Annotated in this window: 6 protein-coding genes; 4 read left to right on the forward strand and 2 right to left on the reverse strand. The window is 67.2% G+C overall.

What is annotated here, in order from left to right; translation table 11 throughout:
- The first annotated feature begins 49 nt into the window (after positions 1 to 49).
- The 3 genes from PDM28_RS01930 (at position 50) to PDM28_RS01940 (ending at position 2,470) form a co-directional block, all read left to right on the forward strand.
- Positions 50 to 850 carry an exodeoxyribonuclease III gene (locus PDM28_RS01930; protein ID WP_311183596.1) on the forward strand — a complete coding sequence of 267 codons (801 nt, stop codon included), beginning with the start codon at positions 50 to 52 and terminating at the stop codon, positions 848 to 850.
- Complete coding sequence (locus PDM28_RS01935; RefSeq protein ID WP_311183598.1) at positions 847 to 2,142, forward strand: AmpG family muropeptide MFS transporter; 1,296 nt, start codon at positions 847 to 849, stop codon at positions 2,140 to 2,142. Before PDM28_RS01930 ends, PDM28_RS01935 begins: the two co-directional genes overlap by 4 nt.
- A 100-nt stretch (positions 2,143 to 2,242) precedes the next feature.
- Positions 2,243 to 2,470, forward strand: coding sequence for a hypothetical protein (locus PDM28_RS01940; RefSeq protein ID WP_095362623.1), 228 nt, complete (start codon positions 2,243 to 2,245; stop codon positions 2,468 to 2,470).
- A 112-nt stretch (positions 2,471 to 2,582) separates the two neighbouring features.
- Here PDM28_RS01940 and PDM28_RS01945 read toward each other — a convergent pair whose 3' ends face one another.
- Entirely contained in the window at positions 2,583 to 3,707 is a 1,125-nt protein-coding gene (locus PDM28_RS01945) for an anhydro-N-acetylmuramic acid kinase (RefSeq protein ID WP_311183599.1), read from the reverse strand.
- A gap of 96 nt (positions 3,708 to 3,803) precedes the next feature.
- Positions 3,804 to 5,267 carry a M23 family metallopeptidase gene (locus PDM28_RS01950; protein ID WP_311183600.1) on the reverse strand — a complete coding sequence of 488 codons (1,464 nt, stop codon included), beginning with the start codon at positions 5,265 to 5,267 and terminating at the stop codon, positions 3,804 to 3,806.
- Positions 5,268 to 5,433: 166 nt separating this feature from the next.
- On the opposite strand from PDM28_RS01950, the gene tyrS reads away from it, so the two are divergent.
- Positions 5,434 to 6,645: a tyrosine--tRNA ligase gene (gene tyrS / locus PDM28_RS01955; RefSeq protein ID WP_311183601.1), complete on the forward strand. Its 1,212-nt coding sequence runs from the start codon at positions 5,434 to 5,436 to the stop codon at positions 6,643 to 6,645.
- Positions 6,646 to 6,903 lie beyond the last annotated feature (258 nt).

Genomic DNA, 6,903 nt, shown 5'->3' on the forward strand with positions numbered 1-6,903 from the left:
GGGCAACCCGGTATGCTTTGTCGGTTACCGCTCTTGTATCCGGGTCAGCATGCGCATCATCAGTTTCAACGCCAATGGCATCCGTTCCGCCGCCACCAAGGGCTTTCTCGAGTGGTTCCGTGCCCAGGACGCCGACGTGCTGTGCATCCAGGAGACCAAGGCGCAGGAAGACCAGCTGACCGACCCGATGTTCCGTCCGGACGGCCACCACTGCTTCTACCGTGACGCAATCACCAAGAAGGGCTACAGCGGCGTGGCCATCTACAGCAAGCGTGAGCCCGACCAGGTCATCACCTCGCTGGGCTGGGCCCCGTTCGACGACGAGGGCCGCTACATCGAGGCCCGCTACGGCAAACTCAGCGTGGTCTCCTTCTATATCCCCTCGGGCAGCTCGGGCGACCTGCGCCAGGGCTTCAAGTACGAAGTGATGGAATGGCTGCGCCCGATCCTGGCCGAATGGCTGGCCAGCGGCCGCGACTACGTGCTCTGCGGGGACTGGAACATCGTGCGTTCGGCGCTGGACATCAAGAACTGGAAGTCCAACCAGAAGAACTCCGGCTGCCTGCCGCCCGAGCGCGACTGGCTCAACGGCCAGTGCGTGGACGCCGGCCAGGCGCTGGATGTCGGCGCCGGCCAGGGCTGGACCGACGCCTACCGCCTGCTGCATCCCACCGGCGAGGACTACACCTGGTGGAGCAACCGTGGCGCGGCCCGGGCCAACAACGTGGGCTGGCGCATCGACTACCAGTTCGTCAGCCCCGGCCTGCGCGAGCGCCTGCGCGGCTGCTCGATCTACCGCGATGAGCGCTTCTCCGACCATGCCCCGTTCACGGTGGACTACGCCCCATGAGTGAAGCGGCGGCGCCGGTGTCCTACAAGGGCTGGGCCGGCATCAAGCGCGCGTTCGGCACGCCCTCGGCGCTGACCATGGCGTTCCTGGGCTTCGGCAGCGGCCTGCCGTTCCTGCTGATCGCCTCGCAGACCCTGTCCACCCGCCTGCGTGACGTCGGGCTGGACCTGGGCAGCATCGGCCTGATCAGCCTGGCCAGCTTCTTCTACCTGCTGAAGTTCGTCTGGGCGCCGCTGATCGACCGCTACGCGTTCCCGCTGATCGGCTTCCTCGGCCGCCGCCGTTCCTGGCTGCTGGCCTCGCAGGTCGGCGTCACCGGCGGCCTGTTCGCCCTGGCGTTCGTGCGTCCCGAACTGGGCGTGACCCCGCTGGTGCTCTGGGTGCTCGCGGCCTCGTTCGCCGGCGCCACCCAGGATTCGGTGGTGGATGCCTACCGCATCGAAATCGCACCGGAAAGCGCCCAGGCCGCGCTCGCCGCTACCTACACGCTGGGCTACCGCATCGGCCTGATCCTGGCCGGCGCCGGCGCGCTGTACCTGGCCCAGTTCGAAGGCTGGATCGTGGCCTACCTGGCCATGGCCTCGCTGATGGTGCTGCCGATCGCCACCACCCTGTTCTGCCGCGAGCCGGCCCAGCCGGAAGTGCGGATGCAGCGCCGCATCGATTTCTTCGGCGCGTTCTGGCAACCCATCGCCAGCTTCTTCACCACCAATGGCGTGGTGCTGGCGCTGGTACTGCTCGCCTTCGTCGGCCTGTACAAGTTCCCGGACCAGGTGATCGGCGTGATGGCCGGCCCGTTCTACCTGGACTCCGGCTTCACCAAGGCCGACATCGCCACGGTGTCCAAGCTGTTCGGGGTCTGGATGGGCATCGGCGGCGCGTTTGTCGGTGGCATCGCGGTCGCGGCCTTCGGCTTCCGCCGCATGTTGCTGGTGGCCGCGCTCGGCGTGGCGCTGTCCAACCTGGCGTTCCTGCTGATGGCGCACAACCCCGGGCAGCTGTGGGCGTTTTACGCCGCCCTGAGCGCGGACAACCTGTTCCAGGGCTTTGCCGGCACGGTGCTGGTGGCCTTCATGTCCTCGCTGACCGACCGCAACTTCACCGCCACCCAGTACGCCCTGCTGGTCTCGCTGGCCAACCTGCCCGGCAAGTTCATGGGCGGCGCCTCCGGCTACATCGTCGAAGCCACTTCCTACAGCACCTTCTTCATCCTCAGCTCGGCCACGGTACTGCCGACGCTGCTGCTGCTGGTCTGGCTATGGCCGCGCATCCGCGACCGCAGCAACCCCTGAGCCGGCTTCGTCCGGCACGCAGTTGCCCGCCGCCGCCGGGTGGGCCATGATCGACCCCGTTGTGCCGTGGGGGCGGTGCGTTGCCAACAGGGGGAAACACATGGCTGATCTAGTGCTGCGGGATCTCGACCCGCTGCTCAACGAGCGCATCCGGCGGGTCGCGGTCGCCCGTGGCTGGACCCGCGAGCACACCTGCGTGGTCCTGCTCGAGCAGGGCCTGTTCGCCAGCGAACTGGAAGTCCGCAGCGGCTTCCACGACCCCGAAGTAAACGCCCTGGCCGACGCCATCGCGGCCCTGCAGGCGCTCCCCGACGTCAAAGCCTTCTGACTCCCCCGCTGCGCATGCTGATTCGGTAGGGTCGCACCCGAGTCGACCGCCGACGCACTCCCCACGACCGATTACGGCATGACCCCGGATCGACACCGACGCATCACCCGGCTCAAGCCGGATAAATCGCCCCCAAAATCCGCGGCCCACGCGCCCCGGTAACACTCGGCAAGTTCCCCGGCAGCCCTTGCAACGTCCGGTGCGCCAACCAGGCAAACCCCATCGCCTCCAGATAGTCCGGGTCCAACCCATGCACCGCACTGGACTCCACCACCACCCCAGGCAGCCGCGCGCTGAGCCGCCGCAGCAACTGGGGATTCCGCACCCCGCCACCACACACCAGCACCCGTTTCGCCTCCGGCAGGTGCGCCAGCAATGCATCGGCCACGGTAGCCGCCGTCAATTCCAGCAAGGTCGCCTGTACATCCGCCGGCGCCAGCCCACGCCCATCCAGCGCCGCCTCGGCCCACGCCAGGTGGAACTGCTCCCGCCCTGTACTCTTCGGCGGCGGCAGCGCGAACCACGGCTCGGAACGCCACTGCGCCAGCACCTCCTCATCGACCCGCCCGCTGGCCGCGAACGCGCCGTCCGCATCGAACGGCACCCCACGATGCCGCTCGCACCACGCATCCATCAGCGCATTCGCCGGCCCGGTATCGAACCCGCGAGGGGTTCCTTCGCGCGGAATCAAAGTGAGGTTGGCGATCCCGCCCAGGTTCAACACCGCGCGGTCTTCATCGGCGGTGCCCAGCATGGCCAGGTGGAAAGCTGGCATCAGCGGCGCGCCATGCCCGCCGGCGGCCACGTCGCGGCGGCGGAAGTCGGCCACCGTGGTAATCCCGGTCAGCTCGGCAATCCGGTTCGCGTCGCCCAGCTGGCAGGTGAAAGCCGGATCGGCCAGCGGGCGGTGCCGCACGGTCTGCCCATGCGAACCGATCGCCGCGACCCGGGGCGGATCCAGCGCGGCCTGTTCCAGCAGGCGGTTGGCAGCGGCCGCGAACGCGATTCCGATCTGCGCATCGATCCGGCCCAGCGTATCCAGTGAGCCCAGCTCGCCGCCTTCGCCCAGCGCCACCAGTTCGGCGCGGAGGGCCGGGTCCCAGGCATGGGTCAGGCCCTGCACGAAGCGGCAGCCACCGTGGTCGGGGAACTGCACCAGCGCGGCGTCGATGCCATCGGCGCTGGTGCCGGACATCAGGCCCAGGTAGAGCGGGGTAGAGAGATCAGGTGCGGTCATGGCCAGGCGGTTCAACAGGGTGCGTGCAGCTTCCGCGCAACCTGTTGCCGCCGTCAATGCGCGCGCATCAGCTGCGCGCGCTGCACCGCGCGGCGATCAGCCGCGGCTGCCCTTGGCCGGCTTGGCGGTGCTGGCCGTGGTGGTGGCGGCCTTGTCGGCCTTCGGCGTGGGGCTGGCGTCGGCATAGATCAGCTTCTCCATGCCCTGGATGCGTGCCAGTGCCGGCGCGGTCTGCGCGCGGAAGGCGACCAGCTCGCTGCCCTGCAGCGGCTCCGGCGGCGGCATCGTCACCGACAGCGGGTTGCGGTGCACGCCGTTGACGCGGAATTCGTAGTGCAGGTGCGGGCCGGTGGCCAGGCCGGTCGAGCCGACGTAGCCGATCACCGTGCCCTGCGCCACGCGCTGGCCGGTCTTGATCTTGCCGAAGCGCGACATGTGCCCGTACAGGGTGGTGTGGCCCCGTCCGTGGTCCAGGATCACCACGTTGCCGTACCCGCGCTGCACGCCGGCGAACTGCACGCGGGCATCGCCGGCGGCCATGATCGGGGTACCGGTGCGCGCGGCGTAGTCCACGCCCTTGTGCATGCGCATCTTGCCCAGCACCGGGTGCTTGCGCGCGCCGAAGGTGGAGCTCAGGCGCGCGAACGGGATCGGCATGCGGATGAAGCTCTTCTTCAGCGGGCGGCCGCTGACGTCGAAGTACTCGCTCTTGCCGTTGCGGTCGAAGCGGAAGCCGCTGTAGGTCTTGCCGCCGGAGGTGAAGGTCGCCGCCAGGATCTTGCTGGTGTCCACCTTCTCGCCTTCGCGCCAGGTTTCGTCCATGACCACGCTGAAGCGGTCGCCCGGCTGCAGGTCCTTGGAGAAGTCGATGTCGTACTTGAAGATCTCGTCGGTCATGGTCGCGATCGCCGACGGCGACAGCCCGGCCTTGCGCGCGGCCGCATACAGCGAACTGGTGATCTCGCCGCTGGTCACCACCCGGCGGGTGGAGCTCTCGCGCTTGCTGACCTTCTCGGTGATCTTGCCGTCCTTGAGGCTCAGCTCCACGCGGTTGTCGCCATCGCGGTCATAGCGGATGGTGCGCAGCTCGCCGGACAGCGGCAGGTCGAAGCCGATCTCGGTGCCGGGGCGCAGCTTCACCAGCGAATCGCGCACGCCCGGGTGGTCCAGCACCTGGTGCATCACCGTGGCCGGAATGCCGGCCTCGTCGAACAGGTCGCTCAGGGTCTGCCCGCGCTGCACGCGGAGGACCTGCCAGCTGTCGCCGGGCACCTGCTTCATGCGCTCCTGGGACAGCGGCGGCAACGGCAGGGCGAGCGTGGAATGGCTGAGGGAGTAGGGGGCGTCGATGGTGTGCGAGAAGCCCGGCACGATCGTGGCGACCAGCGCGCCGATGGTGGCGAACAGGCTGGCATGCATCCAGTGGCGGCGGGTCCAACGCTCGTTGAAGGCCGCGGGAAGGTGCTGGCGAAGCTTCCGATGCAGGGCGGTGTCGTGGAGAACGTGAAGGCGTTCCTTGAAGCGCTGCTTGCGCGCTCGGCCTTGATCGGTATTCAGCATCGTCGATAAGTTCCTGGCTGACCCGGATCACGGGCCCAAACGTCGGTAACATAGACAGGTATAAATACCGCGTCAAACCCTTGTGCCTATTGGCTTTTGTGAAGCGCTTGCGGTTAACTTGTACTTAACGTCATTCATGTAAATAAGGCATCGCCGGGAGTTGCACGTGTCCTCGATTGAACAAGCCCTTGCCCAGATCGGCCGTGGCGCCGACGAAGTCCTCAAGATCGAGGAGCTGCGCCAGCGGCTGGAAAGCGGCCGCCCGCTGCGGGTCAAGGCCGGTTTCGACCCCACCGCCCCGGACCTGCACCTGGGCCATACCGTGCTGCTCAACAAGCTGCGCCAGTTCCAGGACCTCGGCCACCAGGTGATCTTCCTGATCGGCGACTTCACCGGCATGATCGGCGACCCGTCCGGCAAGAACGCCACCCGCAAGCCGCTCAGCAAGGACGACGTGCTGGCCAACGCGCGCACCTACGAGGAGCAGGTGTTCAAGGTGCTGGACCGCGAAAAGACCGAAGTGCGCTTCAATTCCGAGTGGTTCGGCAAGATGGGCGCGGCCGACATGATCCGCCTGGCCGGCCAGCACACCGTGGCGCGCATGCTCGAGCGCGACGACTTCGCCAAGCGCTACGCCGCCCAGCAGTCCATCGCCCTCCATGAGTTCCTGTACCCGCTGGTCCAGGGCTACGACTCGGTGGCGCTGGAAGCGGACGTCGAACTGGGCGGCACCGACCAGAAGTTCAACCTGCTGATGGGCCGTGGCCTGCAGGAGCACTACGGCCAGAAGCCGCAGATCGTGCTGACCATGCCGCTGCTGGAAGGCCTGGACGGCGTGGCCAAGATGTCCAAGTCGCTCAACAACTACATCGGCATCAGCGAGCCGGCCATCGACATGGTCACCAAGACCATGAAGATCGGCGACGACCTGATGTGGCGCTGGATCGAGCTGCTGTCCTTCGACATCAGCCAGGCCGAAGCCGTCAGCCTGCGTGAGCAGGTCGCCGCCGGCAGCCTGAACCCGCGCGAGGTCAAGCTGCGCCTGGCGCGTGAACTGACCACCCGCTTCCATGACGCCGACGCCGCCGAACTGGCCATTGCCGGCTGGAACGCCGCCGTGACCGGGCAGGGCGACGTGACCCTGCTGCCGCTGCAGGAAGTGGCGATTCCGGCCGAGGGCCTGCGTATTGGTGCGTTGCTCACCGCTGCCGGCGTCACCCCGAGCAATTCCGAGGCGTCGCGCAAGCTCAAGGAAGGCGCGGTGAAAGTGGATGGCGTAGTAGTAGCCGACGCCCAGCAGCTGTTCGTGCCTGGCTTCGAAGGGCTGCTGCAGGTCGGCAAGCGCAACTTCGCCCGCGTGTTGCTGGTGGCCGCCTAAGCGCCACAAGGGTTCCGCGCCTTCGGGCGCGGGGCTGGCATGAATGAATGCACAGTTCCGTGAAAAAAAGTCACGGACCCCCTTCACAAAAGAAGCAGTTGGGGACATACTTTCCCTCCCCCGACGCAGGGGCCACCGCAAGGCGGCAACCGCGAAGGAACAGGACGCCAACTTCTTCGAAAGAAGGTGTTGACGGAAACGAAAAGCCTGACATAATAGGCGGCTCGCTTCGACGAAAAGACCTCCGGGTCACGACGA

This window comes from Stenotrophomonas aracearum, from assembly GCF_031834615.1.
GTDB lineage: Bacteria > Pseudomonadota > Gammaproteobacteria > Xanthomonadales > Xanthomonadaceae > Stenotrophomonas > Stenotrophomonas aracearum.